The organism is Streptomyces sp. NRRL S-118, assembly GCF_000716335.1.
In the GTDB taxonomy this organism is placed as follows: Bacteria; Actinomycetota; Actinomycetes; order Streptomycetales; family Streptomycetaceae; genus Streptomyces.
In genome coordinates this window covers 100,095-125,480 of record NZ_KL591005.1, presented here as the reverse complement: position 1 = coordinate 125,480, position 25,386 = coordinate 100,095, and the positions used below count along the sequence as shown (strand labels likewise).

Genomic DNA, 25,386 nt, shown 5'->3' with positions numbered 1-25,386 from the left:
TCCGCAGGTCAGGTTAGGTTTCCCTTAGTGACGTACGGCACCGTGGTGCCTGATCGGCCTCGCTTGTCACTCTCCGAGGAATTACGCAACAATGGCGTTGTGAAAAACGTCGGACAGGCTCACGACGCTCCGGTGGAGGAGCTCGCGACCGGGGAGCGCTCCACGCGCAACCGGGTCGCGCGGTCCATCCTGGACCACGGGCCCTCCACGGTGGCCGAGCTCGCGAAGCGGCTCGGCCTCACTCAGGCCGCCGTCCGCCGCCACCTCGACGCGCTCGTCGCCGATGACGTCGTCGCCCCCCGCGAGCAGCGCGTCTACGGCGCCCGCACCCGCGGCCGGCCGGCCAAGGTGTTCGCGCTGACGGACTGCGGCCGGGACGCCTTCGACCAGTCGTACGACACGCTCGCCGTCGACGCCCTGCGCTGGATCGAGCAGAACGCCGGCGGGGAAGCCGCGGTCGCCGCGTTCGCGCGGGACCGGGTGGAGGCGCAGGCCGAGGCGTACCGCGAAGCCGTCGAGGCCGCGGCGCCCGAGGAACGCGCCGAGGCGCTCGCCAAGGCGCTGAGCGCCGACGGGTACGCTGCGACGGCGCGCAACGCGCCGGTCGGACAGCAGCTGTGCCAGCACCACTGCCCGGTGGCCCACGTCGCCGAGCAGTACCCGCAGCTGTGCGAGGCGGAGACCGAGGTCTTCAGCCGCCTGCTCGGGACCCACGTGCAGAGACTGGCGACCATCGCCCACGGCGACGGAGTCTGCACGACCTACATCCCGCACACCACACCAACAGCATCCGCAAGCACGGCCGGGAGGAACCCCGCATGACCACCGAGATCAGCCACCCCGAGCTCGAGGGCCTGGGTCGGTACGAATATGGCTGGGCCGACCCGGACGCGGCCGGTGCCGCCGCCAAGCGCGGTCTCTCCGAGGACGTCGTCCGCGACATCTCCGCGAAGAAGAACGAGCCCGAGTGGATGCTGAAGCTCCGCCTCAAGGGTCTGCGCCTCTTCGACAAGAAGCCCATGCCGAACTGGGGCTCCGACCTGTCGGGCATCGACTTCGACAACATCAAGTACTTCGTCCGCTCCACGGAGAAGCAGGCCGCCTCCTGGGAGGACCTGCCCGAGGACATCAAGAACACGTACGACAAGCTCGGCATCCCCGAGGCGGAGAAGCAGCGCCTCGTCGCCGGTGTCGCCGCGCAGTACGAGTCCGAGGTCGTGTACCACCAGATCCGCGAGGACCTGGAGTCCCAGGGCGTGATCTTCCTCGACACGGACACCGCGCTCAAGGAGCACCCGGAGCTCTTCCAGGAGTACTTCGGCACGGTCATCCCGGTCGGCGACAACAAGTTCGCGTCGCTGAACACCGCGGTGTGGTCCGGCGGCTCGTTCATCTACGTGCCGAAGGGCGTGCACGTCGACATCCCGCTCCAGGCCTACTTCCGCATCAACACGGAGAACATGGGCCAGTTCGAGCGGACGCTGATCATCGTCGACGAGGACGCCTACGTCCACTACGTCGAGGGCTGCACCGCCCCGATCTACTCCTCGGACTCGCTGCACAGCGCCGTCGTGGAGATCATCGTCAAGAAGGGCGGCCGCTGCCGCTACACGACGATCCAGAACTGGTCGAACAACGTCTACAACCTGGTCACCAAGCGTGCCGTGGCCTACGAGGGCGCGACCATGGAGTGGGTCGACGGCAACATCGGCTCCAAGGTGACGATGAAGTACCCGGCCGTCTACCTGATGGGCGAGCACGCCAAGGGCGAGACCCTGTCCATCGCCTTCGCGGGCGAGGGCCAGCACCAGGACGCCGGCGCCAAGATGGTGCACATGGCCCCGAACACCTCCTCCAACATCGTCTCCAAGTCGGTGGCGCGAGGCGGCGGCCGCACCTCCTACCGCGGTCTCATCGAGATCGGTGAGGGCGCCCCGGGCTCCAAGTCGAACGTGCTGTGCGACGCCCTGCTCGTCGACACGATCTCCCGCTCGGACACGTACCCGTACGTCGACGTGCGCGAGGACGACGTGTCGATGGGCCACGAGGCGACCGTCTCCAAGGTCTCCGAGGACCAGCTCTTCTACCTGATGAGCCGCGGCCTGTCGGAGGACGAGGCCATGGCCATGATCGTGCGCGGGTTCGTCGAGCCGATCGCCAAGGAACTGCCCATGGAGTACGCGCTGGAGCTCAACCGGCTGATCGAGCTGCAGATGGAGGGTGCGGTCGGCTGACGCCGTCCCGCCGTCCGTACCCGGTTTTCACGTAGGAAGAGAGCAACACGACAGCCATGGCTGAGGCCCAGAACAACCCGACGGGGACCATCCCGGCGGGCTCCACCACCGCCGGCTCCATCGCGGTGGCCGCCGAGTCCACCGTCGCCACCCGCATGAGCGCCCCCCCGTCCTTCGACGTCGCGGACTTCCCCGTCCCGCACGGCCGTGAGGAGGAGTGGCGGTTCACGCCGCTGGAGCGGCTGCGCGGTCTCCACGACGGCACCGCGGTCGCCACCGGCGACGGCGTGCGCGTCGAGGTGGAGGCGCCGGAGGGCGTCACCGTCGAGACCGTCGGCCGCGACGACGCGCGGCTCGGCAAGGCCGGCACCCCGGTGGACCGGGTCGCCGCCCAGGCGTACTCCGCGTTCGAGAAGGCCTCGGTCGTCACCGTGCCCAAGGAGACCGTGCTCACCGAGCCGATCCGGATCTCCGTGCACGGCGAGGGCGGCACCGCCTTCGGCCACCAGGTCGTCGAGCTCGGCGCGTTCGCCGAGGCCGTCGTGGTCATCGACCACACCGGTGACGCGGTGCTCGCCGCCAACGTCGACTACCTGCTCGGCGACGGCGCCAAGCTCACCGTCGTCTCGATCCAGGACTGGGACGAGAAGGCCGTCCACGTCGGCCAGCACAACGCGCTGGTCGGCCGCGACGCCTCCTTCAAGTCGGTCGTCGTCACCTTCGGAGGGGACGTCGTCCGCCTCCACCCGCGTGTGAAGTACGCCGCCACGGGCGGCGAGGCCGAGCTGTTCGGCCTGTACTTCACCGAGCGGGGCCAGCACCAGGAGCACCGCCTCCTCGTCGACCACAACACCCCGCACTGCAAGTCCAACGTCGCCTACAAGGGCGCGCTGCAGGGCGACAACGCCCACGCCGTGTGGATCGGTGACGTCCTCATCCAGGCCGCCGCCGAGGGCACCGACACCTACGAGATGAACCGCAACCTGGTCCTCACGGACGGCGCCCGCGTCGACTCCGTGCCGAACCTGGAGATCGAGACCGGCGAGATCGCCGGCGCCGGTCACGCCTCGGCCACGGGCCGCTTCGACGACGAGCAGCTCTTCTACCTGATGGCCCGCGGCATCCCGGAGACCGAGGCCCGCCGCCTCGTCGTCCGCGGCTTCTTCGCCGAGCTCGTGCAGCAGATCGGCCTGCCGGACGTCGAGGAGCGCCTCATGGCCAAGATCGAGGCCGAGCTGGAGGCGTCGGTCTGATGCCGTATGTCCGCGCCTGTGGGCTGAGCGAGCTGGAGGAGGACACCCCGAAGCGGGTGGAGATCGACGGCACGCCGGTCTCCGTCGTCCACACCGAGGGGGAGGTGTTCGCGATCCACGACATCTGCTCGCACGCGAACGTCTCGCTCTCGGAGGGCGAGGTCGAGGACTGCCAGATCGAGTGCTGGCTCCACGGCTCCGCCTTCGACCTCCGCACCGGCAAGCCGTCCGGCCTTCCCGCGACGCGCCCCGTCCCCGTATACCCCGTAAAGATCGAAGGGGACGATGTGCTCGTCTCCGTCACCCAGGAGTCCTGAGTCACCCATGGCAACGCTTGAAATCCGCGACCTGCACGTCTCCGTCGAGGCCGACAACGCCACGAAGGAGATCCTCAAGGGCGTCGACCTGACCGTGAAGCAGGGCGAGACCCACGCCATCATGGGCCCCAACGGCTCCGGCAAGTCGACGCTCGCGTACTCGCTCGCGGGCCACCCCAAGTACACGATCACCGGCGGCTCCGTCACCCTCGACGGCGAGGACGTCCTGGAGATGTCCGTCGACGAGCGCGCCCGCGCCGGCGTCTTCCTCGCCATGCAGTACCCGGTCGAGGTCCCGGGCGTCTCGGTGAGCAACTTCCTGCGCACCTCCGCCACCGCCGTCCGCGGCGAGGCCCCCAAGCTGCGCACCTGGGTGAAGGAGGTCAAGGAGGCCATGGAGCGCCTCAACATGGACCCCGCCTTCGCCGAGCGCAACGTGAACGAGGGCTTCTCCGGCGGTGAGAAGAAGCGCCACGAGATCCTCCAGCTCGAGCTCCTCAAGCCGAAGATCGCGATCCTCGACGAGACCGACTCCGGTCTGGACGTCGACGCGCTGCGCATCGTCTCCGAGGGCGTCAACCGCGTCCGCGAGAGCGGCGAGGTCGGCACCATGCTGATCACGCACTACACGCGCATCCTGCGCTACATCAAGCCGGACCACGTCCACGTCTTCGCAGGCGGCCGCATCGTCGAGTCGGGCGGCCCCGAGCTCGCCGACAAGCTCGAGGCCGAGGGCTACGAGTCGTACACGAAGGGCGGCGTATCCCAGTGATCGACGCGCGCGAGGCCACCGGCCCGCGGACGACCTGCGACTCGCGGGTGCGCCTCGCGGGCGGAGAAGCACACGAAAGGGGCGCAGCGTGACACAGCTGCCGGGCCTTCTCGACACCGAGACGATCCGCAAGGACTTCCCGATCCTCGACCGGGTGCTCCACGACGGCAAGAAGCTCGTGTACCTGGACAACGCGGCGACCTCGCAGACGCCGCGCCAGGTCCTCGACGTGCTCAGTGAGTACTACGAGCAGCACAACGCCAACGTGCACCGCGGCGTGCACGTGCTGGCCGAGGAGGCCACGGCGCTGTACGAGGGCGCGCGCGACAAGGTCGCCGCGTTCATCAACGCGCCGAGCCGCGACGAGGTGATCTTCACCAAGAACGCCTCCGAGTCGCTCAACCTCGTGGCGAACATGCTGGGCTGGGCCGACGAGCCCTACCGGGTCGACCGCGAGACCGAGATCGTCATCACGGAGATGGAGCACCACTCCAACATCGTCCCGTGGCAGCTGCTGGCGCAGCGCACCGGCGCGAAGCTGAAGTGGTTCGGGCTGACCGACGACGGCCGGCTCGACCTCTCCCGCATCGACGAGGTCATCACGGAGAAGACGAAGATCGTCTCCTTCGTGCTGGTCTCCAACATCCTGGGCACGTTCAACCCGGTCGAGGCGATCGTGCGCCGCGCCCAGGAGGTCGGCGCGCTGGTGCTGATCGACGCGTCGCAGGCCGCCCCGCACATGGTGCTGGACGTCCAGGCCCTCCAGGCCGACTTCGTGGCCTTCACCGGCCACAAGATGTGCGGCCCGACCGGCATCGGTGTGCTCTGGGGCCGCCAGGAGCTGCTGGAGGACCTCCCGCCGTTCCTCGGCGGCGGCGAGATGATCGAGACCGTCTCGATGAGCTCGTCGACGTACGCCCCCGCGCCGCACAAGTTCGAGGCGGGTACGCCCCCGATCGCGCAGGCCGTCGGCCTCGGCGCGGCCGTGGACTACCTCTCCGCCATCGGCATGGACCGGATCGCCGCGCACGAGCACGCGATCACGGAGTACGCGATCCAGCGCCTGCAGGAGGTTCCGGGCCTGCGGATCATCGGCCCGGTGACGGCCGAGGACCGGGGCGCGGCGATCTCCTTCACGCTCGGCGACATCCACCCGCACGACGTGGGCCAGGTCCTCGACGAGCAGGGCATCGCGGTCCGCGTCGGCCACCACTGCGCGCGTCCCGTCTGCCTGCGGTACGGAATTCCTGCGACCACGCGGGCGTCGTTCTATCTGTACTCCACTCCGGCCGAGGTCGACGCCCTGGTCGCGGGGCTGGAGCACGTCCGTAACTTCTTCGGGTAGAGGCGGCTGCTTGTGAAGCTGGATTCGATGTACCAGGACGTCATCCTGGACCACTACAAGAACCCGCACGGGCGGGGCTTGCGGGACGGCGACGCCGAGGTGCACCACGTCAACCCGACGTGCGGCGACGAGATCACCCTGCGCGTGAAGTACGACGGGACGCGCGTCGCGGACGTGTCGTACGAGGGCCAGGGCTGTTCCATCAGCCAGGCGTCCGCCTCCGTCCTGAACGAACTCCTCGTCGGCAAGGACCTCGCCGAGGCGCAGCGGATCCAGGGCACCTTCCTGGAGCTGATGCAGTCCAAGGGCCGGATCGAGCCGGACGACGCCATGGAGGAGGTGCTGGAGGACGCGGTCGCGTTCGCCGGCGTCTCCAAGTACCCGGCCCGGGTGAAGTGCGCCCTGCTGAGCTGGATGGCCTGGAAGGACGCGACGGCCCAGGTGATGGGTGAGGGCGCGGAGAGGAAGACCGCATGACCGAGAACGAGACGGCCCAGATGAAGCCGGCGACCGAGGAAGAGATCCGCGAGGCGCTGTACGACGTCGTCGACCCCGAGCTGGGCATCGACGTCGTCAACCTCGGCCTGATCTACGGCATCCACATCGACGACGCGAACATCGCGACGCTGGACATGACGCTGACGTCCGCGGCCTGCCCGCTGACCGACGTGATCGAGGACCAGGCGAAGGCCGCGACGGACGGCATCGTCAACGAGCTGAAGATCAACTGGGTCTGGATGCCGCCGTGGGGTCCGGACAAGATCACCGACGACGGCCGCGAGCAGCTGCGCGCCCTCGGCTTCAACGTCTGACGCGCCCCGCCCCACCGCTGCGACGGCCATGCCCCCGGGAGGACCCGGGGGCATGGCCGTCCTCCGTACCGGACCGATGTGCCGCGGCCGGAGACGGGGCTCACGTGGTGACGGGCGCGGACGGGACGGCCGCCGCCTCGGCCAGGGCCGGGGCCAGGTTCTCCTTGCGGATGCGCTGGTCGACGTAGAGCAGCCCTGTCACCAGCTGCGGGTAGGCGGCCGTCAGGATCTGCCCCACCACCTGGGTGAGCAGCCCGAACACCAGAGCCGTCACGATGACGGCGATCATGGTGGTGCCGTCCTGGCCGTCCTCCGCGACAGCGGGACCGGGGGCCATGGACAGGAGCGAGAAGGGCAGCTGGATGAGATAGCTCGCGATCGCGGCGAGCAGCCAGCCCGCCAGGGAGATGCCGAAGATCCGCCACCAGGAGCCGCGAACGAGATGCGCCGAACGGGTCATCGCCGCGAGGGTGCCCTGCCCCTCGAAGACGGCGGCCGCCGGGGCGAGGCTGAACCTCACCCACAGCCAGACGGCCAGGACACCGGTGAGCAGCGCGCCCAGGAAGCCGAAGAGGATCACCCAGGCGTAGCCCGAGAACTCCAGGTCGCCGGCGCCCAGCGCGGCGAAGAGCGAGAGGAACAGCGCGCCGAACGCCACCGCGAACAGCAGCAGCGGCACCAGCGCGATCAGGCTCGTGAGCAGCACGGTGCCGAGCACCGCGGCCAGCCGCGGCCGTACGCGGCGCCAGACGGCGGCGAGCGTGGTGGTCCGGCCCAGCACCGCGTCCTGGAGCACGGCCGGGCAGCTCGCGTATATCACCGCGTTGGCGACGAGCAGGAGCAGCACCCCCACGACGTACAGCCCGCCCAGCGTGAACAGGAGCGGCGCGAGGCCCTCGTCGGAGTGCGGCAGACGCTCTATCTCGTCCCGGAGGGCGGAGTACGCCACGACGAGCGCCCCGCCGAAGACCACGGCCACCACTCCGTAGGCGGCGGCCGCCAGGCCCAGCAGCTGTTTCCAGTGGCGGCCGAGCGCCGAGAGCGCTCCGCCCAGGACGTCGCCGACGCCGAGCGGGGCGAGCGGTATCACTCCGGGCCTGGGCGGCGGAGGCGGAGCCCAGCCGCCCCAGCCCGGTCCCCACCCCATGTGCTGCGTCATGTGTCGTCCACTGCTCCCTGTTGATCTCCGCCCCTGACGTGGACACGTTATACGGACCCCATGTGTACGCTCGTACACATGGGATACGGACTGCTCGCCGCAGCCATGGCGGGCGTCGGCACCGCCGCGGTCGCCGCGGTCGGGACGCTGTTCCTGGGCGAGGCGGCCGGCCCCGCCGAAGGGGCCGGGGTCGCGCTGGTGATCGGGGGCGTGGTCGTGCTGAACCCCGGCGGGGCCCACTGATGCCACCGCCACCCGCTCGGCGCCGCCACGACCCCGACCGGCGCAGCCGCATCATCGACGCGGCGATCCGGGTCGTCGGGCGCAGCGGCATCGCCGGGCTCACCCACCGCACGGTGGCCGCCGAGGCCGACGTACCGCTCGGATCCACCACGTACCACTTCTCGTCCCTCGACGAACTGCTGGTGGCGGCCCTGCGGCAGGCCAACGAGGGGTTCGCCGCCACCGTGCGGGACAGCGGTGCCCTGGCCGACCCGCGGGCCGACCCGGCGGACGCGCTGGCGCGGCTGATGGGCCGGTGGCTCGGCGGCGAGCGCACCGGCGTGGAGCTGGAGTACGAGCTCTACCTCGCCGCCCTGCGCCGCCCCGCCCTGCGGCCGGTGGCGGCCGAGTGGACCGACGGCGTCGTCGCGGCCCTGGCGCACCGGACGGATCCCGTCACGGCACGAGCCCTGGCGGCCCTCATGGACGGCATCTGCCTGCAGGTGCTCCTCACCGGAGCCCCGTACGACGAACCGTACGCGCGGGACGTGCTGGCCCGCCTGCTGGCCGGGCCCGCCACCGGGAGGACGGCACCCGGGCCGCGGGGCGCGAAGGACGAGGACGTGGAGGACCGGGGCGGGCAGGACGGGGGTGCGGAAGGGCGTTCGGCCGGTGAGACCGGTTCGCCTGCGAGGGGGAGCGACGGTTAGGTTTCCTGCATGACTTCTGCACCGTCCGCACCACGTACCACCGGCGCCGTCGCCGCCGGCCTCGCCACCCTCGCCGGCGACGGCACCGTTCTCGACACCTGGTTCCCCGCCCCCGAGCTCACCGAGGCCCCCGGGCCCGCCGGGACCGAGCGGCTCACCGCCGACCAGGCCGTCGACGCCCTCGGGGAAGGCGCCGCCAAGGCCATCGGCGTCGACGCGCGCCGTGGCGTCGAGGTCGTCGCCGTACGCACCGTCATCGCCTCCCTCGACGACAAGCCGCTCGACGCGCACGACGTCTACCTGCGCCTGCACCTGCTCAGCCACCGGCTGGTCGCGCCGCACGGCCAGAACCTGGACGGCATCTTCGGCCTGCTCGCCAACGTCGCCTGGACCTCGCTGGGCCCCGTCGCCGTCGACGACGTCGAGAAGGTCCGGCTCAACGCCCGCGCCGAGGGCCTGCACCTCCAGGTCACCAGCGTCGACAAGTTCCCGCGCATGACGGACTACGTGCTGCCCAAGGGCGTCCGCATCGCCGACGCCGACCGCGTCCGGCTCGGCGCGCACCTCGGCGCCGGCACCACCGTCATGCACGAGGGCTTCGTCAACTTCAACGCCGGCACCCTCGGCACCTCCATGGTCGAGGGCCGCATCTCCGCCGGCGTCGTCGTCGGTGACGGCTCCGACATCGGCGGCGGTGCCTCCACCATGGGCACCCTCTCCGGCGGCGGCAACGTCATCATCTCCATCGGCGAGCGCTGCCTCGTCGGCGCCGAGGCGGGCGTGGGCATCGCCCTCGGCGACGAGTGCGTCGTCGAAGCCGGGCTGTACGTCACCGCCGGTACCCGCGTGACGATGCCCGACGGCCAGGTCGTCAAGGCCCGCGAGCTGTCCGGCGCCTCCCACATCCTCTTCCGCCGCAACTCGGTCACCGGCGCCGTCGAGGCCCGCCCGAACAACGCGGTGTGGGGCGGGCTCAACGACATCCTCCACAGCCACAACTGATCCGGGTGAATCCGCGTGACCTTTCCGTCCGCAGGACGGATAGACAGGTCAGCGCGGATGTCACACGGATCGGCAAGGCGAGGGACTGCTCATATGAAGACCGGCAGGCTGATCGTTCCCGGCGTATTCGCCCTGGTGGCCGTGTTCTCGTCCGGCACGGCCGCCCACGCCGACGAGGCCCGCACCGCCTCCGACAACGGTCACCACATCACGCTGCTGTCGATCGGCCAGATCGACGACCCGATGGAGGACGTGCTCGAACACGTCTCCATCCTCGGCAGCAACGAAGTCAACGGTTCCTGAGCCGGCCCCCGGCCCCGCACAGCCCGCCGACCGCCCTGGTCGGCGGGCTGCGTCGTCCCCACGGTTCGAAGCGGTACGCGCGGGTACTCGATCCTCCCCGTACGAGATGGGAGGCGATCTGGCATGGCCGGAGAACCGTCGGTCGGCGAGCTGGTGAAGCAGGCGTCGGAACAGCTCTCCGACCTGGTCAAGACCGAGATGCGCACGGCGCAGGCCGAGATGATGCAGAAAGGCAAACGCGCCGGCAAGGGCGGCGGGCTGCTGGGTGCGGCGGCCGCCGTCGGCTACGTCGGACTGATCGGAATCTGGGCCACCGTGGCGGCGCTGCTGAACCTCGCCCTGGACGTCTGGGCGTCGGTGCTCATCGCCACCGGACTGTTCCTGGTGCTGGCGGGCATCCTCGCGGCCCTGGGCCGCAGCCAGCTGAAGCGCGCGGTGCCGCCCAAGCCCGAGCGGGCGATCGACGGGATGCGTTCCGACGTCCACGAGATCAAGGAGAGGGTCCACCGATGACACGTCGTGAGGCGCCGAAGCTCGCCGGACCTGACGAACTGCGCCGCGAAGCGGCCCGCAAGCGGCAGGAGCTGGGCGAGACCATCGACCAGCTGATGGCCAGGACAGATGTCAAGGCACGCGCCGCCCACCTGATGCACGAGAAGACCCCCGAACCCGTCCGGCAGCACCCGCGCCAGATCCTCGCCGCCGTCGCCATGGTGGTGGTGGCGGGCGTCGCCGTGTGGCAGCTCCGCCGGACCGGGAAGTGGGGGTGACCGGCGTGGCCGGCAAGCAGTACAAGAACAAGCAGAAGAAAAAGAAGAAGCAGAAGATCCTCTACCGGCCCGTCGGCATCCTGCTGGGCATGGCCGGCGGTGCCGTCGCCAGCAGCCTCTTCTCCCGCGCCTGGGCGGCCCTCGGCAGCGGGGACGCCCCGGACGCCATGGACGAGGAACGGGAGTGGAAGGAAATCCTGCTGGCCGCCGCACTGGAAGGCGCGATCTTCGCGGTGGTCAAGGCGGCGGTGGACCGCTCCGGCGCCATGGGAGTCCGCCGGCTGACGGGCACCTGGCCGGGCTGACCGCCCCCGGTGGCGCCGCGCCCTCCGGCCGGTCGGCTCACCCCGTCACACCCGTCACCCCGTCATCGCACCGCATCACGCGGCGCGGTGGCGGGGTCGCGTGTGCGGCGACCCGGACACCCTTGACCTCAAGCGGACTTGAGCTTTCATGATGGGTGCCCGGCCGCACCACAGGGGGGCGGCAGCCAGGAGGCAGGCAGTCATGCAGGTGATCACCGCGTACGGGACCGGTGCGCGTCCCGACCTCACCCGCTCGGGCGTCGGGGTCGTCAAGGCCAGTACATGGGGGGTGGGCACGCCCGAGCGGCAGCGCGCCACCCTGGACGCCATCGCGAAGGCGTGGCAGACCCGCGACTGGCCGTTCGCCGGGCTCCTGTCGTACACCGTCCACGCCGGGGAGGACGGCGACACCCTCTTCCACTATTCGCAGTGGCGGGACGAAGCGGCCCACCAGGAGTTCTTCACCCGGTACCGCGACGACCGGAACGACGAGATCGACGCGGCCGTGCCCGGCATCGAGCGGGTGGGCATCGCCTCGTACGAGCTCTACCGGAGGACAGGGCTGGGCGCCGGCGGCCCTCGCGTCCCGGGATGCGTCGTCATCGTGGACGTCGCGTTCGACGGGCCGGACCACGAGCGGCAACGGGACTGGGTGGACGGCGTGTTCGAGGCGCTGGAGACCGATCCGCACCCGCACCCGGGCGGCATCTCCGGGACCTTCCACACCAGCCTCGACGGCACCCGCGTCCTCAACTACGCCGAATGGGAGAGCGCCGAGGCCCACATCGAGGCGCTCGCCGCCCCCGGCGACGGGATCGGGGGCGCCACCCCGCAGTGGCGCAAGGTGAAGACGTACCCGGGTGCCGTCGGCGGCGGCGTGCGGCGGTACACGCCCGCGCTGCACTTCAGCGCGGGCGGCTGACCGGGCCGGCCGCCGGTCGTCCGGCGGCCGGCGCGGACGCTACGGGCGGAAGCGCAGCACCTGCGGGTCGTGGTCGCTGTTCTGCTCCGCGAACTCCGCGTTGATGTGGACGCTGTCGTACTCGAAGTGCCGGATCGACGGGCTGGTCAGGATCTGGTCCAGCACCTGGCTGTTGCCCTGGAAGACGTACGAGTACCGCTCCGGGCGCGGCAGTGACAGGACCGCCGGGTACAGCGCGCCCCCGTCCGTCAGCGCCTTGGTCGTCGCCGAGAACTCGAAGTCGTTGATGTCGCCGAGGACCACGACGTCGGCGGTGCGCTGGACCTTCAGGATGTCCTTGACGAAGGTGTTCACCGCCTGGGCCTGCTGCAGGCGCTTGGTCTCGGAGGAACGGTTCGGCGGCTGGTGGTGCGAGACCAGCGACTCGTCACCGCCCTTGGAGCCGAAGTGGTTCGCGATCACGAAGACCGTGCGGCCGCGGAAGGTGAACTCGCCCGCGAGCGGCTTGCGGCTGTTGTCCCACGCCGCGTCCGCGGGGGCGATGCGGCCGGGGGAGTGGGTGAGGGCCGCCCGGCCCTGCTCGCGCACGACACCGGTCGCCGTGGTCGCGTCGCCGCCCGCGCGGTCGGTGAACGACACACGCTCGGGGTTGAAGAGGAAGACCTGGCGGATGTTGCCGCCCGGCTCGCCCCCGTCCTTGTTGTTCGCCGGGTCGATGCTGCGCCACTCGTACGCCGGGCCGCCCGCCGCGACGATCGCGTCCGTGAACTTCTTCACCGTCAGGTCGGCGGCGACCGTGCCGTCGTTCTTCGCGCCGTTGTTGTCCTGGATCTCCTCCAGGGCGAGGATGTCGGGCGAGGCCAGGTTCTCCACCACGGCCTTGGCCAGCGCGTCGAACTTCTCCTGCGGGTCCGTCGGGTCGAGGTTCTCGACGTTGTACGTCGCCACCGCCAGCTCGCTCGGACGCTGCTTCTCGGTGACCTCGCGCTCCAGACCCAGGTTCGCGACCGTCCCGAGGGTGCGGGCGGTGAGGGTGTAGCCGCCGTACTGGTTGAAGTCCAGCGGGCCCTCGGTCGAGCCGGTCAGCCAGTCACCGACGTCCGCCTTGGGGAACGGCTGCTGGGCGAGCGGGGTCAGCGACTGGATCTGGAGGCGGCCGGTGTTCTGGGCGGTGTACGAGCCGTAGACCGCGCCGCCGCGCCGGTTCGCGTTCTCGAACGGCTTCACCGTCACCCACAGCTCCGCGTGCGGGTCGGTGGCGCCGACGACGCGGGAGGTCCCGATGCGGACGTTCGTGCCCTCCAGGGACTCGTAGTAGTCCAGGGCGTACGAACCGGGCCGGAGCGTCAGGCCGTTGATGGAACCGCCGGCCGCCGGGTCGCCCTCGGGCGCGTACGCGGAGGGCACCGAGCGGGCGGAGACGGTCACCGGCGCGGGGAGCGCGTTGCCCGAGGAGACCACGGTGACCGTGGGCTTGGTGATCTGCGTCAGGGACTGGTTGCCCGACGACGTGCCGCCCGGGACGTATTCGGTCACGGTGCCGGAGACGGTGACCGAGTCGCCCACGGCGACGGTCGGGGCGGAGCCGGTGTAGACGAACACGCCCTCGCTGGTGGCCGGGTCCGCGTCGGCCTGCGGGTCCTGGATCCAGAAGCCGCGGGAGCCGTAGGTGCGCACGCCGGTGACGATGCCCGGGACGGCGGTGACCTGGCGGCCGGCGAGCGGGGACATGCGGGTGGAGCCCTGGATGTCGTGGATGCGTATCGCGTCCGCGCTCGTGCTCGCGTCGTCGGCGAACGCCGAGGGGGAGGCGGCGAGCAGGCCGGCGGCCAGCGCGGCGGCCACGACGGCCGAGACGGCAGCCGCTCTGTGGGCGGTGCTGGACGCGGCTCTCGGCAGGGAGGAAGACATGGAAAGGCTCCGATGGTGTGGGAGGTGCGTGAGGGGTTGGATCCGGACAACAGATCTACGCGCGTCAATGTCTTGTGTTCGCCGGGTACTTGTCAAGGGTTGCCGGGTGTACGGGCGTTGACCGGTACATGAACCAGCGGACATGCACCCAAATGCGTCTACGCTGGGGCCCGCCTGGACCCGTCCCCGTATCCCGAGGAGAGACCCCTGATGTCGTCAGACCGTCCCACCCTGCCGCCGGTGCGGCTGCCCTCGGACGCGGAGCTGGCGCGGGACGCGCTCGCGGCCCCGCTGCTGGCCCGGGCCGTCCGGCTCGCCCGCTGGGCGGGACCGCAGACCCGGGTCGGTGCCGGGGGCGAGCTGGTGGAGGAGCTGCTGCCGGCCGCCGCGGAGGCGCTCGGGCTCGCGGCGGACGAGGACGGGGCGGCGTACGCGAGCGAGGCCTGGCGGGTCGCCGTCGACACCGGACTGGTCGAGGTCGAGGAGCCGGTGGAGGAAGCGGGGCACGGGGCGGTGGAGGCGGGCGAGAACCTCCCGCTGGTGACGGGCGGTTCACCGCAGGACGTGCTGGCCCTGTGGCTCGACGGCCTGGAGACGGTGTTCGCGGACGCGACCGCACCGCTGCTCGACGACTTCGCGGACGTCATCGGCGACAACGGCGAGATCGACCTGGAGGCGCTGGACTGGGACCCCGAGCGGGAGGCCGAGTTCCTCCACGGGGTGCTGGGGAACCTGTACCTGCTGTCCGTGACGGAGACGGGCGCCGGCGGTGCGGGGACCGCCGGGACGGCACCCGGCCCGGTACCGCTGCCCGCCCTCGCGGCCTCGATGATCGTGCCGGACGACATGGGGGAGCCCACCGACGACATCCTGGAACAGGTGTCGGAGGCCATGATGCGGCTGGACGACCAGTTCCGCGTGCTGGAGCCCATCGGGCTCGTCGAGTACACCCCGGTCGACGAGGCGCTGATGGCGGAGGAGGGCGACGCGGAGGCCGTCGCGGTCGGCGACGACGAGGACGTCTCCCGGTACGGGCTGGTGCGGCTCACACCGCTGGGCCTGTACGGGGTGCGCCAGCGCATGCTGGAGGCGGGCGTCGCGGCGCCGGCCGTCGGCGAGCTGGCGGACAAGGGCGCGGACGCGCTGCTGGAGGGCGTCGCCCGCTTCCCCGAGGCGTCGGCGCGGGCCGAGACCGGCGAGTGGCTGGCGCGGCGGGAACCGCTGGCCGCGGCACGGGAACTGCTCGCGGCGGCGAAGGGCGCCGACCCGGGCTCGCCGCTGCGCCGCCTCCACTGCCAGCAGGCCCTCGCCCTCGCTGGCGCGGAGGCGGAACCCGCCGTACGGGAGGTGCTGGACGACCCCGAGCTGGGCGGGCTGGCCCGGGTGTGGCTCGCGGAGCGGGGCGCGGCCGACGTGCCGGCGCCGCCCGAGTCGATGATCTTCTGGCTCGCCATCGACACGATCGCGGCGCAGCTCGACGCGGAGGGCGAACTGGAGGAGCTCCAGGACCTCGTGGAGGGCCTGACCGGCCAGCACGGCGGCTTCTTCGACGCGGCCTGGCGGGTGGAGCACCCGGCGACCCCCGAGGTGCTGGAGGCGATGGGCCGTCTGCACCGCGACAAGCGGATCGCCAAGGAGGCGCGCAAGGCCGCCTTCAAGGCCCGCTCGCGCGCGGGCGCGTGACGCACGCCGGCCCGTCCCACGGCGGGCCCGCCGCACCGCCCGCGCGGCGGCCGCGCACCGCTCTCAGGTGCGCAGGTGCGAAGCGCCGTTGAGGTCCAGGATCGTGCCCGAGGACCATTCCGCCTCCGGGGAGGCCAGCCACAGCACCGCGGCGGCGATCTCCTCGGGGGCGGCCACCCGGCCGAACGGGCTTTGGGCGCGGATCTCCTCGCCCTCCGCGCCCGTCAGCCGGTCCGCGACCCGCTCGGTGGCGAAGAACCCGGGGGCGACGGAGGACACGGCGATCCCGTGCGGAGCGAGGGAGACCGCCAGGGACTGGCCCAGCGCGTGGACGGCGGCCTTGGTGGCGCCGTAGGCGGGGTGGTCCGGTTCGCCCCGGAAGGCGCCGCGGGAGCCGATGTTGACGATGCGTCCGCGGGTGCCCTGGTCGATCATGCGGCGTGCGGCGAGGTGGCTCAGGTTCGCCGTGGCGAGCAGGTTGACGGCGACGTGCTGCTGCCAGACCGCCGCCCACTCCTCGTACGGCGTCGAGGCGAGCGGGTGCCGGACGTTCACCGCCGCGTTGTTGACCAGGACGTCCAGACCTCCGAGCGCGGAGGCGGCGTCCCCGGCCACGCGGGCGGCCTGCGCCGGGTCCGTCAGGTCGCCGTGGACGAGTGCGTGGCCCGTGCCCGGCAGCGACTCCAGGGTCCGGCGCGCTTCGTCCGCGCGCGAGCCGTAATGGACGGCCACGCGGTCGCCGTTGGCCGCGAACGCCCGGGCGACGGCCCGGCCCAGTCCCCGGGAGGCGCCGCTGACGAGCACGCGGCGCCCCGTGGCGGGGAAGCGGGGCGGACCGGGAGAACCGGCACTGTTCATGGGAGGCGCCTTTCGGTGGTGGACGGGGTGGTGCGGCGAGGGCCGGGCGGGACGGGTCGTGCCGCTGGCCGGCGGGGCGTCGCCGGTGCCGGGCGGGCGGTCGTGCACCGGAGGGCGGGGCCCGCGGGGGCCGGGGCCGTGGGGCGGTGCGGGCCGTGGGGCAACGCGCCCCCGACGCCGGCCCCGGCCGCTGTGCGTCCGGCGAGGTGACGTCACCACCCTGCGGGGCGCTCGGCCGTGGCCGCCGCCGGGGCGGGGCGCCCCGCGGCCGGCCGTGCCCCGGCGCCGCCGACCGCTTCGTGCGCCACCGGTCCGGCGCCGGGCCGCCGAGCCCCCTGCGTGGTCCGCCGCTCCCCGGGCTGTGGCTCGGGAGGACGAGGGAGGGCGCCCGGCGCCCGCGAGGGCCGGGGGGTACGGGGGAGGGCGCCCGGCGCAGGCGAGGGCCGGGACGCGAAGGACGCCGGGACGCGGAGGACTCCGCGCCGGCCCCCCGGCGGCACAGCGCCGGGGAGCCGGGTCGCTAGAGCGCCTGGGCGGCCGGCTTCACCATCCCCCGGACCGTACGGGACTTCACGAAGTCGCCCATCGCGGTCATCTCCCACTCGCCCGAGAACTGCTTGATGAGCTTGGCCATCATCACGCCGGTCTGCGGCTCGGCGGTGGTGAGGTCGAAGCGGACCAGTTCCTCGCCGGTCGCGGCGTCCATCAGACGGCAGTACGCCTTGGCGACCTCGGTGAACTTCTGCCCGGAGAAGGAGTTCACCGTGAAGACCAGGCCCGTCGCCTCGGCAGGCAGCCGGCCGAGGTCGACCGTGATCACCTCGTCGTCGCCGGCGCCCTCGCCCGTGAGGTTGTCGCCGGAGTGCTTGACCGCACCGCCGAGGATGGAGAGCTTGCCGAAGTAGCAGCTGTCCAGGTGGTTGCGCTGGGGCCCGTAGGCGATGACGGAGGCGTCGAGGTCGATGTCCTTGCCGCGGTACGCGGGCTCCCAGCCGAGGCCCATCCTGACCTGGGAGAGCAGCGGGCGGCCGCCCTTGACGAGGGAGACGGTCTGGTTCTTCTGGAGGCTGACCCGGCCCTTGTCGAGATTGATCTTGCCGGAGGCGGGTGGGGCGGCGGGCGCCGCCGGGGGAGCGGCCGGGGCCGGGGGAGCGGCGACCGGCGCGGGGGCCACGGGAGTGGGGGCGGGCGCAGGGGCCGCCGCGGGTTCCTCGTCCACGGACACGCCGAAGTCGGTGGCGATCCCGGCCAGCCCGTCGGCGTACCCCTGGCCGACCGCGCGGGCCTTCCAGGCGCCGCCTCGCCGGTAGACCTCGACCACGATCAGCGCGGTCTCGGTGCCGAGCCGGGGCGGGGTGAAGGTGGCGAGGACGGTGCCGTCGTCGGCGTTGCGCACTGTCGCCGTCGGCTCGACGCCCTGGAACGTCTGCCCGGCGGCGTCCGGGCTGGCGGTGACGACGATCCTCTCGATGCCGGGCGGCACGGCGGCGGTGTCCACGGTGATCGCGTCGGGGGCGGTACCGCCGCCGGAGCGGTAGGTGACACCGGGGCCGGCGGGCTGGTTGTAGAAGATGAAGTCGTCGTCGGAGCGCACCTTGCCGTCGGCGGTGAGCAGCAGGCCCGATACGTCGAGGCGCACGGGCGCGGAGACGTCCACCGCCACTCGGGTGGCGGTGAGGGGGATGTTCGAGCCGGGGGTCATAGCTGTCATGCCAGGCGTAACGAGCGGAGCCCCTTTGCCGTTCCCTTACCTTCGGCCACTCCGGTTACGCGGGTGGTCACGGGCCGCCCGTTCGTTGCCGTGCTTGTACGCGCCGGTCCAGCGGGCCCCTACCAGCTGGGCGTCGCCGGACGCGGCCTCGGCGCGGAACTTCTCCGCGCGGGCGCCGCGCAGGGTGCCGGCGGGGCGGCCGCGGTGGGTGATCTCGACGGTGCCGTCGGCGTGGGACACGTAGCGGAATCCATGGGGGCGGGGCATGTGCGGCATCGTGCCCGGGGGTGGTAGGTGCTTGCCCCGCGTCCTGCTGCACGCCGACCCGGCCGCGTACCGCTGCGGGGCCAACCCGGGCGCCGACCCGCGCACATCCTGGCCGTCGCGGACGGCGTGGTGCTGCCCTGCACGGGCGGCGGCGCGGACGCGGTGCTGCCGCCGTTCGCCGAGCACGCTCGCGCGGACACCGTCCTGGCGCCAACTTCACGGTCGTCGGCGGCATGGGCGACTCCCCGGGCACACTCGCCGCCGACGCCGCCCACGCGCTGGCGAGCGGGTTGGCCAGGAGCCGGGTGTTCTCCTCGAAAATCTCCTCGGCCCGGCGGTAGGAGAGCGGAGCACGGCCTGTCTCCGGGCACACGTCTAGCGTCGGGGTTCCGGCCGGGGCCTTGCGGTCGGTGAGGAACAGCGGGCCGCGGGTGCGCCGGGCGATCAGTCGGGGCAGGAGCCGGGCGGTGCCGGACTGCCAGTGAATCCACTCCGTCGCCCCGCCCTTGGCAGTGATCCTGCCCCGCTCGCCTGCGGATACAGGTCCTCCACGTTCAGGCACAGCACCTCGTCGGCCCGCGCGGCGGACTCGTGGAGCATCTTCCAGAGCGTCTTCTCCCGCAGGGCGACGTCGAGGCGCCACAGGGCGGCGATCTGGTTCTCGGCGAGGGCCTTGGTGCGGTCCGGTGGTGCCGGCCGCCGCTCGATCCCGATCGTCGGGTCGCCGTCGATCCAGCCCTGGTGCTGCCACCGGCCGATCGCCTTGCGCGCGATGGACAGTTCGCGGTTGACGGTGTCGGCGTCCATCTCGTCCGCCCGCGCCGTCGCCCTGCCAGCGCTTCCGGCAGCGCCGGGTCGTCGATCGCGGCGAGGGGGAAGACAGGCGGCTTCGCGCCCCGGCGGGCGGGTCCGGTCGGCGCCGGTTCGCCGGTGAGCATCCACCCCCACGTCGTCAGTGAGATCCGGTAGATCCGCGCGGAGGACTTCGCGATGCCCGCGCCGGTGAGGTATCGCTCGACCGCCGCGGTATACGACGACGGCGGGGCGGACAGGGACACCACCCGGGCGCGCGGCAGCCGGAGCGCGCCCCCACTCCCGGACTCGGTCACCGGTTCGATCATCACGTCCGTCCGTCCTTCCGGTCCTGCCGCAGTAAATGCGCACACCTCACCCCGGCGGCCGGAATGCCCCGCGATCAGGCGCCGGAAGTCCGATAAGCAGACCTCGCGGAGGTCGGCCAGTCGGATCGAAGGCAACGCGCTGGTCGCCCGGTTCTGGGCGCGGCGGGCCGCGTGGCTTGCCTCGCCACTGGCAGACCGCACGCGTGCCCGGGCCGCTTCCTGCGCTGACCCTGATCCAGAGGCTGGTGCTGATGGGTGATCTACTCGGTGTGCAGCACCGAGGCGATGGTCATCCGGGCCGCCGACCGGGCCGGGACCAGGGCACCGAGGACGGCGATCAGCACGCCCACCAGGAGCATCGCGGCCAGCTGCGGGGCGTGCCACACGTCTTTCATGTACGCCGGGAAGTCGACCACGCCGACGTGGTCCACGACGAGGCGGTGCGCCACGACCCCGAGCGGGATGCCGAGCAGCCCGCCGACCGCGCCGAGCCCGGCCACCGAGGTCACCGTCATCACCACCACCTGCCGGGGCGTCATGCCGATCGACTTGAGCATGCCCAGGTCCCGTCGCCGCTCACGGGTGTTCAAAAGCACGGTGTTGAAGACGCCGAGCGAGGCGACGAGGGTCAGCAGCATCGTGAACACCGTGGAGAAGGTGACGACGGTGGCGGTGCCGGCGTTGCCGGAGTCAAGGACCGATGCGTGCAGGGCCGGGTCGAGCGCCGTGACGGCCTCGGCGTAGGCGCGCGCGTCGGCGCCGGGTGCCAGCCGTACCGTGTACTCGGTGGCGTGGGCCTCGGGTGCGAGCCGGGTGAAACTCTCCCACGTGGCCTCCAGGGCACGGGCGTTGCCCTCGACGAGCTTACCCACGACGGTCACGGTGAGTTTCCTGCCGTTCAGCTCCAGCGTGACCCGGTCACCGAGCTTCAGGCCGCGTTGGGTCAGGAAGGCCGGCCCGGCCACGATCTCGCCCGCCGCCTTCGGCGCCCGGCCCTTGACGATGCTGTGGTCGTACACGGAGTCGTCCCCGCGGTAGAAGTCGGCGAAGACGGGCTGGTTCTGTCCGGTCATGTTCGCCTGGGAGAGCGCGCGGGCCCGTACTCCTTCCGCACCCGGCAGGGAGCGCAGCCGTTCCTCGATCTGCGCGTCGCCGAGGCGGGGCGGCGTCCGGTCGTTGCCCGACCCTCCGGTCGTCACGTGGATCCTGGCGCGGCCGTCCTCCCGCCCGATCTCGCCGTACGCCAGCAGGGTGCTGGTCAGTCCGGTCGACAGGGTCACCGTGGTGACCCCGAGGACGATGGCCGCCATGGTCAGCAGGGTGCGGGCGGGGCGGGCGAACGGCTGGCCGAGGCCCAGGCTGACCGGGCGGGGCAGCCGGGTGGCGCCGAGCATCCGCTGGACGCGCAGCCCGCGCCCGGTCCGCGGCGCGCCGCCCGCACTGATGGCCAGTGCGGCGGGCAGCCGGTGGGCCCGCAGGGCGGGGACCAGCGCGGCGAGCAGGACGAGGGCGGGCATGCCCAGCAGGCAGACCACAGACACCCAGGGGCTGAAGTCGCCGACCGAGGCCCGGCCCACGTCGATGCCGGTGAACGCGACCTTCAGGATCGGTCCGGCCAGCGCGTTGCCGGCCAGTGTGCCAAGGACGCAGCCCACCACGGCCGGTACGGAGAGCATCGTCAGGTAGACGGCGACGACCTGGTTCGGCGTGAAGCCCAGGGCCTTGAGCACCCCGATGTGCCGGTAGCCGGAGACGACCGCCCCGCTGACCACGTTGCCGACGATCAGGATGGAGACCAGCAGGCCGAGGACGCCGAAGAGCGTCATGAACGGGAGGTAGGAGTCGGCCAGCGCGGAGAAGGCCTGCTTGAGGGTGAGGTATGTCTGGGTGCCGGTCAGCGCGTCCGCGGGCAGCCCCGTGGTGGCCCGGGCCAGCGAGGCGCTCAACTCGGCCTGGGTCGAGGAGTCGGTGAAGCGGTAGAGCATCTGGGCGGAGGTCGGGTGCAGTGCGGCCATCTGCTCGGGCGAGACCCAGGCGCTCGCCGACTTGCTCATGCTGGTGGCGAATCCGACGACGGTCAGCTTCCCCCCGCCGGGGACCTCCAGTTCGGTGCCGAGCAACTCCTTGCCGGGGGAGCCCTGGACGGACCAGTTGACGACCATCTCGCCCGGCGCGGTGGCCCAGTGGCCCTCAAGGAGGTCGATCCGGTCCACGGGGCCGGCCGGATCGGCCCGGCCCACCACGGTGAGGGTGCCGCCCGCCATCCAGAGCCAGTCCTCGGGGATGTCGACGACGGCCTGCCCGAACGGCCCGGCGGCAGCCTCCACACCGGCCTGCCGGGCGGTCCGCGCCAGTTGCTCCCGCGAGACCTTCGTGGTGTCGAAGGACGCCGTCGTATGGGCGCCGCGCTGTGCGGCGTAGGCCTTGTCGAAGGGGTCCGAGGCCGCGGTCAGCAGGGCCAGCGCGAGCAGGACGGTCGTGGTGGAGCAGAGCACGACGAGCCCGATGACGAAGGTCTGGAGCCGACGGCGCTTCACGGCCGCGCGCGAGGCTCTCCACACGGCGCTCACGCGGCCGCCTCCAGCGTGCTCTCACGGGCGATCCGGCCGTCGGCGACTTCGACCAGGCGGCTGGCGCAGCGGGTGGCCAGCTGCGGGTCATGGGTGACGATCAGCAGGGTCTGGCCGATCTGGTTGAGGTCGATCAGCAGGTCCATGACCTGCTCCCCCGAGCCGCTGTCGAGGGCGCCGGTCGGCTCGTCGGCGAGGAGCAGGGCCGGGCGGTTCATCAACGCCCTCGCCACAGCTACGCGTTGGCGCTCGCCGCCGCTCAGCGTTGCCGGATAGTTGTTGCGGCGCAAGGCGACACCGAGTTCGTCCAGGAGCTCCAGGGCGCGGCGGCGCGCCTGCCGAGCCGGGGTGCCGGTCAGCTGGGCGGCCAGGGACACGTTGTCCAGGACGGGCAGGTCGTCGATGAGGTTGAAGAACTGGAAGATCATGCCGACGTTCCGCCGCCGGAACAGCGCCAGGCCCGTCTCGTTCAGCTTCCCAAGGTCGTGGCCCTGCACCTCGACCGTGCCCGAGGTCGGCCGGTCCAGGCCCGCCACCATGTTGAGCAAGGTGGACTTGCCGCAGCCGGAGGGGCCCATCACGGCGACCGCGTCGCCCGTGCGGATCTCCAGCGAAAGGCCGTCCAGGGCCTTCGCGTCGCCGTACTCCTTGTGCACGCCGTCCAGCCGCACCACTACTTGCCGGGCACTGTCATGATCGGTTGTCATGGCTCGAACCTAGGGCGGGGCCGATGACGGGGCGTCACCCCCCGGATGTATCCGGCGGGTGAGGTCATCCTGGGGATGTACGGAGCTGCATCCGGAGGCTGATGCGGGGTGCGGCGGGCACCTGCGAAGATGATCGGGTGGGGGAATCCTGGACGATCTGGCTGGTCATCGCCCTGGCGGCGGCAGTTGGTGCCGCCGGGTGGCTGTACGTGGCGGCGGTCCGGGCACGGCGGGCGCACCGGAAGGCCATCGAGGAGCGCGGCTGGCTCCTTGAGCGGGAGCGCGAGAGCGCGACGCGGACGGCGGTCGACGCCGAGCGGGCCAGGATCGCCGCCGAGCTCCACGACATCGTCAGCCACAACGTGAGCGTGATGGTGGTCCAGGCCGGGGCCGCCCGGGAGGTGCTTGCCACCATGCCCGAGGAGGCCGCGGCGGCGATGAGCGCCGTCGAGGCCGCCGGGCGCAACACGATGACCGAGCTGCGGCACCTGCTCGGACTGCTCGCCCCCGCGCAGAACGGCGAGGACGAGTCCTACGGCGTGGACCTGTCGCCGCAGCCGAGCCTGAGCCGGCTCGGCCCGCTGGTCGACCGGATCGCCTTTGCCGGCCTGTCCGTGGAGATGCGGGTCTCGGGTGAGCCGCGCCCGTTGCCGACCGGGATCGATGTCACCGCTTACCGGATCATCCAGGAGGGCCTGACCAATGCGCTCAAACACGGGGACGGGGCGAAGGCCGAGGTGACGGTGCGGTACGCGGACCACTACCTGCGCGTCGAGGTGCTGAACAGCGGACCGAGCGTCCTGTCCGGCGGCGCGCCCGCGCGGAAGGAGACAGGGCAGGGCCGGGCGGACGGTACGGGACGCGGGCTGCTCGGCCTGCGGGAGCGGGTCGCGGTCTACGGCGGCGACCTGGACGCCCGTCGGCGCCTCGGCGGCGGCTACCGCGTGCGCGCGCGGATCCCGCTGGACCGCCCGTGACGACGCCCGCCGGGCCCGCCCCGCGCGTCGTGATCGCCGACGACCAGGAGCTGGTCCGAACCGGCTTCCGCCTGATCCTCACCGCGCGCGGTATCGACGTGGTGGGCGAGGCCGGCGACGGGGCCGAGGCGGTGGCCGCCGTGCGCGAGCTGCGGCCCGACGTCGTCTTGATGGACATCCGGATGCCCGTGATGGACGGCCTGGAGGCCGCCCGCCGCATACTCGCGCGGCACCCGGACTGCCGGGTGATCATGCTGACCACTTTCGACCTCGACCAATACGTCTACGCCGCCCTCGCTGCAGGAGCCAGCGGCTTCCTGCTCAAGGACGTCACCCCCGCGCATCTGGCCGCCGCCGTACACCTGGTCGACACCGGTGACGCCCTACTCGCACCCTCGATCACCCGCCGCCTGGTGGAGCGCTTCACCCCTGGCGCCCCCAGAACCGGGTCGGGCCTTGCAACCCCGGCTGTCCACCGAGACCTGGCCGCGCTGACGCCGCGCGAGCGCGAGGTGCTGACGCTCATGGGCCGGGGTCTTTCCAATACCGAACTGGCGCAGGAGCTGACGCTCAGTGAGGCGACAGTGAAGACCCACGTGGCCCGGATCTTCGCCAAACTGACCCTGCGCGATCGGGCCCAGGCCGTCGTCCTCGCCTACGAGACAGGACTCGTCTCACCGGGCGAGTCCGCTGACACCGCCAAGCCGTGGGCGCGAAATTGAGCGTCGCGCGGTGCCCCAAGGGGAAGCGCGCGGTCGGCGGTGCTACGAGGCTGCGGCGGAGCGTGGATGCGGCACGCTGACCGGCAGTCCCAGGTAGTGGAGCGAGCGCGGTGGGAGCGCTTCCAGTCACCTGCTGCCGCTGGACTGTAGAAGCCTCCGGGGGCTCTGGCACGACGCCGGAACGCCCCGGGGCCGCCCACGGCCGGCCCCTCTCCCGGGCCGGACGGTCACCGGTCCTCCGCGCGCTCCCCGGCAGCGGAGGCCCCCCGGCGCTCGTACCGCAGCGCCGCCCACGTCACCACGGCGCCCAGCCCCTCCCACAGGCCCACGCCCAGGAAACCGGACGGGGCGCGGTCCGTCAGGACCGCGAGGGAGAAGACGGCGCAGGTGAGGAGGCGGAAGGGGACGGTCCAGCGGAAGAAGGGCTTCCAGTCCGTCGCGGCCGCCAGCAGGTAGTACACGCCCATGTTGACCGCCGCCATCGACGAGGCGGTCAGGAACACCGGCGTGTGGTCACCGTCCGCGCGCCGGGCGGCGGGCAGGGGCTCGAAGCCCATGACGGTGAGCAGGGCGTCGGGGGCCAGCAGGCCGAGCGCGCCGAGGGCCGCGGCGCACAGGCCGAACACCGCGATGGTCCAGCCGGACAGGGAGCGGGGGAGCGGGCGGGGCGAGAGTCGCCCCCCGGAGCGGGTCCCGGGGCGGGGCTGCGGGCGTTGCACGGTGGCCTCCAGTG

The 25,386-nt window shown here is 72.1% G+C and carries 26 protein-coding genes and 3 pseudogenes; 20 read left to right on the top strand and 9 right to left on the bottom strand.

Translation table 11 applies throughout. The features are described from left to right. The first annotated feature begins 99 nt into the window (after positions 1-99). The 8 genes from IH00_RS0112155 (at position 100) to IH00_RS0112120 (ending at position 6,733) form a co-directional block, all read left to right on the top strand. The gene (locus IH00_RS0112155) at positions 100-822 is read left to right on the top strand and encodes a helix-turn-helix transcriptional regulator (RefSeq protein WP_031072609.1); all 723 of its coding nucleotides are present in this window, start codon (positions 100-102) and stop codon (positions 820-822) included. Continuing rightward, positions 819-2,234, top strand: a complete 1,416-nt coding sequence (gene sufB, locus IH00_RS0112150; protein WP_031072608.1) for a Fe-S cluster assembly protein SufB — start codon at positions 819-821, stop codon at positions 2,232-2,234. The genes IH00_RS0112155 and sufB overlap by 4 nt, the downstream gene beginning before the upstream one ends. A 56-nt stretch (positions 2,235-2,290) precedes the next feature. Further along, entirely contained in the window at positions 2,291-3,487 is a 1,197-nt protein-coding gene (sufD, locus tag IH00_RS0112145) for a Fe-S cluster assembly protein SufD (RefSeq protein ID WP_031072607.1), read from the top strand. Then, on the top strand, positions 3,487-3,804 hold the full coding sequence (locus tag IH00_RS0112140) for a non-heme iron oxygenase ferredoxin subunit (RefSeq protein ID WP_031072606.1): 318 nt from the start codon (positions 3,487-3,489) through the stop codon (positions 3,802-3,804). The genes sufD and IH00_RS0112140 overlap by 1 nt, the downstream gene beginning before the upstream one ends. A 7-nt stretch (positions 3,805-3,811) precedes the next feature. Continuing rightward, the gene (sufC, locus tag IH00_RS0112135; RefSeq protein WP_031072604.1) at positions 3,812-4,576 is read left to right on the top strand and encodes a Fe-S cluster assembly ATPase SufC; all 765 of its coding nucleotides are present in this window, start codon (positions 3,812-3,814) and stop codon (positions 4,574-4,576) included. An 88-nt stretch (positions 4,577-4,664) separates the two neighbouring features. Next, on the top strand, positions 4,665-5,921 hold the full coding sequence (locus IH00_RS0112130) for a cysteine desulfurase (protein ID WP_031072603.1): 1,257 nt from the start codon (positions 4,665-4,667) through the stop codon (positions 5,919-5,921). 12 nt (positions 5,922-5,933) lie between these two features. Then, on the top strand, positions 5,934-6,398 hold the full coding sequence (sufU, locus tag IH00_RS0112125) for a Fe-S cluster assembly sulfur transfer protein SufU (protein ID WP_031072600.1): 465 nt from the start codon (positions 5,934-5,936) through the stop codon (positions 6,396-6,398). Then, positions 6,395-6,733, top strand: coding sequence for a metal-sulfur cluster assembly factor (locus IH00_RS0112120; RefSeq protein WP_031072598.1), 339 nt, complete (start codon positions 6,395-6,397; stop codon positions 6,731-6,733). Before sufU ends, IH00_RS0112120 begins: the two co-directional genes overlap by 4 nt. A gap of 100 nt (positions 6,734-6,833) precedes the next feature. Here IH00_RS0112120 and IH00_RS0112115 read toward each other — a convergent pair whose 3' ends face one another. Further along, entirely contained in the window at positions 6,834-7,892 is a 1,059-nt protein-coding gene (locus tag IH00_RS0112115) for a DUF7847 domain-containing protein (protein WP_234334833.1), read from the bottom strand. 99 nt (positions 7,893-7,991) lie between these two features. On the opposite strand from IH00_RS0112115, the pseudogene IH00_RS0112110 reads away from it, so the two are divergent. The 8 genes and pseudogenes from IH00_RS0112110 to IH00_RS0112075 form a co-directional block, all read left to right on the top strand. After that, positions 7,992-8,135 (top strand): annotated as a pseudogene (locus IH00_RS0112110) (QacE family quaternary ammonium compound efflux SMR transporter); the annotation flags it as partial. Next, positions 8,135-8,695, top strand: a pseudogene (locus tag IH00_RS0112105) (TetR/AcrR family transcriptional regulator); the annotation flags it as partial. The pseudogenes IH00_RS0112110 and IH00_RS0112105, both read left to right, overlap by 1 nt. A gap of 138 nt (positions 8,696-8,833) precedes the next feature. Further along, positions 8,834-9,826 (top strand): 2,3,4,5-tetrahydropyridine-2,6-dicarboxylate N-succinyltransferase, encoded by a 993-nt coding sequence (gene dapD / locus IH00_RS0112100; RefSeq protein WP_031072592.1) that lies wholly within the window; start codon positions 8,834-8,836, stop codon positions 9,824-9,826. A gap of 93 nt (positions 9,827-9,919) precedes the next feature. After that, positions 9,920-10,129: a hypothetical protein gene (locus IH00_RS0112095; RefSeq protein ID WP_031072590.1), complete on the top strand. Its 210-nt coding sequence runs from the start codon at positions 9,920-9,922 to the stop codon at positions 10,127-10,129. Between the two features lie 123 nt (positions 10,130-10,252). Beyond that, positions 10,253-10,642 carry a phage holin family protein gene (locus IH00_RS0112090; protein ID WP_031072588.1) on the top strand — a complete coding sequence of 130 codons (390 nt, stop codon included), beginning with the start codon at positions 10,253-10,255 and terminating at the stop codon, positions 10,640-10,642. After that, positions 10,639-10,899: a DUF3618 domain-containing protein gene (locus IH00_RS0112085; protein ID WP_031072585.1), complete on the top strand. Its 261-nt coding sequence runs from the start codon at positions 10,639-10,641 to the stop codon at positions 10,897-10,899. Before IH00_RS0112090 ends, IH00_RS0112085 begins: the two co-directional genes overlap by 4 nt. A 5-nt stretch (positions 10,900-10,904) precedes the next feature. Then, positions 10,905-11,204, top strand: coding sequence for a DUF4235 domain-containing protein (locus IH00_RS0112080; RefSeq protein WP_078887713.1), 300 nt, complete (start codon positions 10,905-10,907; stop codon positions 11,202-11,204). A 202-nt stretch (positions 11,205-11,406) separates the two neighbouring features. Continuing rightward, positions 11,407-12,126 carry an antibiotic biosynthesis monooxygenase gene (locus IH00_RS0112075; protein WP_107064448.1) on the top strand — a complete coding sequence of 240 codons (720 nt, stop codon included), beginning with the start codon at positions 11,407-11,409 and terminating at the stop codon, positions 12,124-12,126. 39 nt (positions 12,127-12,165) lie between these two features. Here the strand turns inward: IH00_RS0112075 and IH00_RS0112070 are convergent, their stop codons facing one another. Next, the gene (locus IH00_RS0112070) at positions 12,166-14,037 is read right to left on the bottom strand and encodes an endonuclease/exonuclease/phosphatase family protein (protein WP_031072574.1); all 1,872 of its coding nucleotides are present in this window, start codon (positions 14,035-14,037) and stop codon (positions 12,166-12,168) included. Between the two features lie 210 nt (positions 14,038-14,247). Here IH00_RS0112070 and IH00_RS0112065 point away from each other — a divergent pair, with 210 nt between their 5' ends. Then, on the top strand, positions 14,248-15,720 hold the full coding sequence (locus IH00_RS0112065) for a hypothetical protein (protein WP_031072572.1): 1,473 nt from the start codon (positions 14,248-14,250) through the stop codon (positions 15,718-15,720). 63 nt (positions 15,721-15,783) lie between these two features. Here the strand turns inward: IH00_RS0112065 and IH00_RS0112060 are convergent, their stop codons facing one another. The 3 genes from IH00_RS0112060 to IH00_RS0112050 form a co-directional block, all read right to left on the bottom strand. Continuing rightward, positions 15,784-16,578: an SDR family NAD(P)-dependent oxidoreductase gene (locus IH00_RS0112060; RefSeq protein ID WP_031072570.1), complete on the bottom strand. Its 795-nt coding sequence runs from the start codon at positions 16,576-16,578 to the stop codon at positions 15,784-15,786. A 520-nt stretch (positions 16,579-17,098) separates the two neighbouring features. Further along, positions 17,099-18,289 carry a TerD family protein gene (locus tag IH00_RS0112055; RefSeq protein WP_031072568.1) on the bottom strand — a complete coding sequence of 397 codons (1,191 nt, stop codon included), beginning with the start codon at positions 18,287-18,289 and terminating at the stop codon, positions 17,099-17,101. A 36-nt stretch (positions 18,290-18,325) separates the two neighbouring features. Beyond that, positions 18,326-18,556 (bottom strand): hypothetical protein, encoded by a 231-nt coding sequence (locus tag IH00_RS0112050; protein ID WP_031072566.1) that lies wholly within the window; start codon positions 18,554-18,556, stop codon positions 18,326-18,328. 37 nt (positions 18,557-18,593) lie between these two features. Between IH00_RS0112050 and IH00_RS43985 the strand changes: the two are divergent. Then, positions 18,594-18,897, top strand: a pseudogene (locus IH00_RS43985) (hypothetical protein); the annotation flags it as partial. 103 nt (positions 18,898-19,000) lie between these two features. On the opposite strand, the gene IH00_RS43980 reads toward IH00_RS43985, so the two are convergent. From IH00_RS43980 to IH00_RS0112035, 3 genes are all read right to left on the bottom strand, one after another. Beyond that, entirely contained in the window at positions 19,001-19,363 is a 363-nt protein-coding gene (locus tag IH00_RS43980) for a hypothetical protein (protein WP_063835363.1), read from the bottom strand. A gap of 574 nt (positions 19,364-19,937) precedes the next feature. Then, positions 19,938-22,247 (bottom strand): ABC transporter permease, encoded by a 2,310-nt coding sequence (locus IH00_RS0112040; RefSeq protein WP_031072562.1) that lies wholly within the window; start codon positions 22,245-22,247, stop codon positions 19,938-19,940. Beyond that, positions 22,244-22,954, bottom strand: a complete 711-nt coding sequence (locus IH00_RS0112035; protein ID WP_031072561.1) for an ABC transporter ATP-binding protein — start codon at positions 22,952-22,954, stop codon at positions 22,244-22,246. The genes IH00_RS0112040 and IH00_RS0112035 overlap by 4 nt, the downstream gene beginning before the upstream one ends. A 137-nt stretch (positions 22,955-23,091) precedes the next feature. Between IH00_RS0112035 and IH00_RS0112030 the strand changes: the two genes are divergently transcribed. Next, positions 23,092-23,931: a sensor histidine kinase gene (locus tag IH00_RS0112030; RefSeq protein WP_234334832.1), complete on the top strand. Its 840-nt coding sequence runs from the start codon at positions 23,092-23,094 to the stop codon at positions 23,929-23,931. Beyond that, the gene (locus IH00_RS0112025; protein WP_031072557.1) at positions 23,928-24,653 is read left to right on the top strand and encodes a response regulator; all 726 of its coding nucleotides are present in this window, start codon (positions 23,928-23,930) and stop codon (positions 24,651-24,653) included. The genes IH00_RS0112030 and IH00_RS0112025 overlap by 4 nt, the downstream gene beginning before the upstream one ends. Positions 24,654-24,880: 227 nt before the next feature. On the opposite strand, the gene IH00_RS0112020 is transcribed toward IH00_RS0112025, so the two are convergent. After that, positions 24,881-25,372, bottom strand: a complete 492-nt coding sequence (locus IH00_RS0112020) for a hypothetical protein (protein ID WP_052411337.1) — start codon at positions 25,370-25,372, stop codon at positions 24,881-24,883. Positions 25,373-25,386 lie beyond the last annotated feature (14 nt).

Bases quoted from the DNA above. Each gene is read 5' to 3' on its own strand.
- sufB (WP_031072608.1), top strand. From the start codon at position 819: ATGACCACCGAGATCAGCCACCCCGAGCTCGAGGGCCTGGGTCGGTAC.
- sufD (WP_031072607.1), top strand. From the start codon at position 2,291: ATGGCTGAGGCCCAGAACAACCCGACGGGGACCATCCCGGCGGGCTCC.
- IH00_RS0112140 (WP_031072606.1), top strand. From the start codon at position 3,487: ATGCCGTATGTCCGCGCCTGTGGGCTGAGCGAGCTGGAGGAGGACACC.
- sufC (WP_031072604.1), top strand. From the start codon at position 3,812: ATGGCAACGCTTGAAATCCGCGACCTGCACGTCTCCGTCGAGGCCGAC.
- IH00_RS0112120 (WP_031072598.1), top strand. From the start codon at position 6,395: ATGACCGAGAACGAGACGGCCCAGATGAAGCCGGCGACCGAGGAAGAG.
- IH00_RS0112115 (WP_234334833.1), bottom strand. From the start codon at position 7,892: ATGACGCAGCACATGGGGTGGGGACCGGGCTGGGGCGGCTGGGCTCCG.
- dapD (WP_031072592.1), top strand. From the start codon at position 8,834: ATGACTTCTGCACCGTCCGCACCACGTACCACCGGCGCCGTCGCCGCC.
- IH00_RS0112095 (WP_031072590.1), top strand. From the start codon at position 9,920: ATGAAGACCGGCAGGCTGATCGTTCCCGGCGTATTCGCCCTGGTGGCC.
- IH00_RS0112090 (WP_031072588.1), top strand. From the start codon at position 10,253: ATGGCCGGAGAACCGTCGGTCGGCGAGCTGGTGAAGCAGGCGTCGGAA.
- IH00_RS0112085 (WP_031072585.1), top strand. From the start codon at position 10,639: ATGACACGTCGTGAGGCGCCGAAGCTCGCCGGACCTGACGAACTGCGC.
- IH00_RS0112075 (WP_107064448.1), top strand. From the start codon at position 11,407: ATGCAGGTGATCACCGCGTACGGGACCGGTGCGCGTCCCGACCTCACC.
- IH00_RS0112070 (WP_031072574.1), bottom strand. From the start codon at position 14,037: ATGTCTTCCTCCCTGCCGAGAGCCGCGTCCAGCACCGCCCACAGAGCG.
- IH00_RS0112065 (WP_031072572.1), top strand. From the start codon at position 14,248: ATGTCGTCAGACCGTCCCACCCTGCCGCCGGTGCGGCTGCCCTCGGAC.
- IH00_RS0112060 (WP_031072570.1), bottom strand. From the start codon at position 16,578: ATGAACAGTGCCGGTTCTCCCGGTCCGCCCCGCTTCCCCGCCACGGGG.
- IH00_RS0112055 (WP_031072568.1), bottom strand. From the start codon at position 18,289: ATGACAGCTATGACCCCCGGCTCGAACATCCCCCTCACCGCCACCCGA.
- IH00_RS0112050 (WP_031072566.1), bottom strand. From the start codon at position 18,556: ATGCCCCGCCCCCATGGATTCCGCTACGTGTCCCACGCCGACGGCACC.
- IH00_RS43980 (WP_063835363.1), bottom strand. From the start codon at position 19,363: ATGGACGCCGACACCGTCAACCGCGAACTGTCCATCGCGCGCAAGGCG.
- IH00_RS0112035 (WP_031072561.1), bottom strand. From the start codon at position 22,954: ATGACAACCGATCATGACAGTGCCCGGCAAGTAGTGGTGCGGCTGGAC.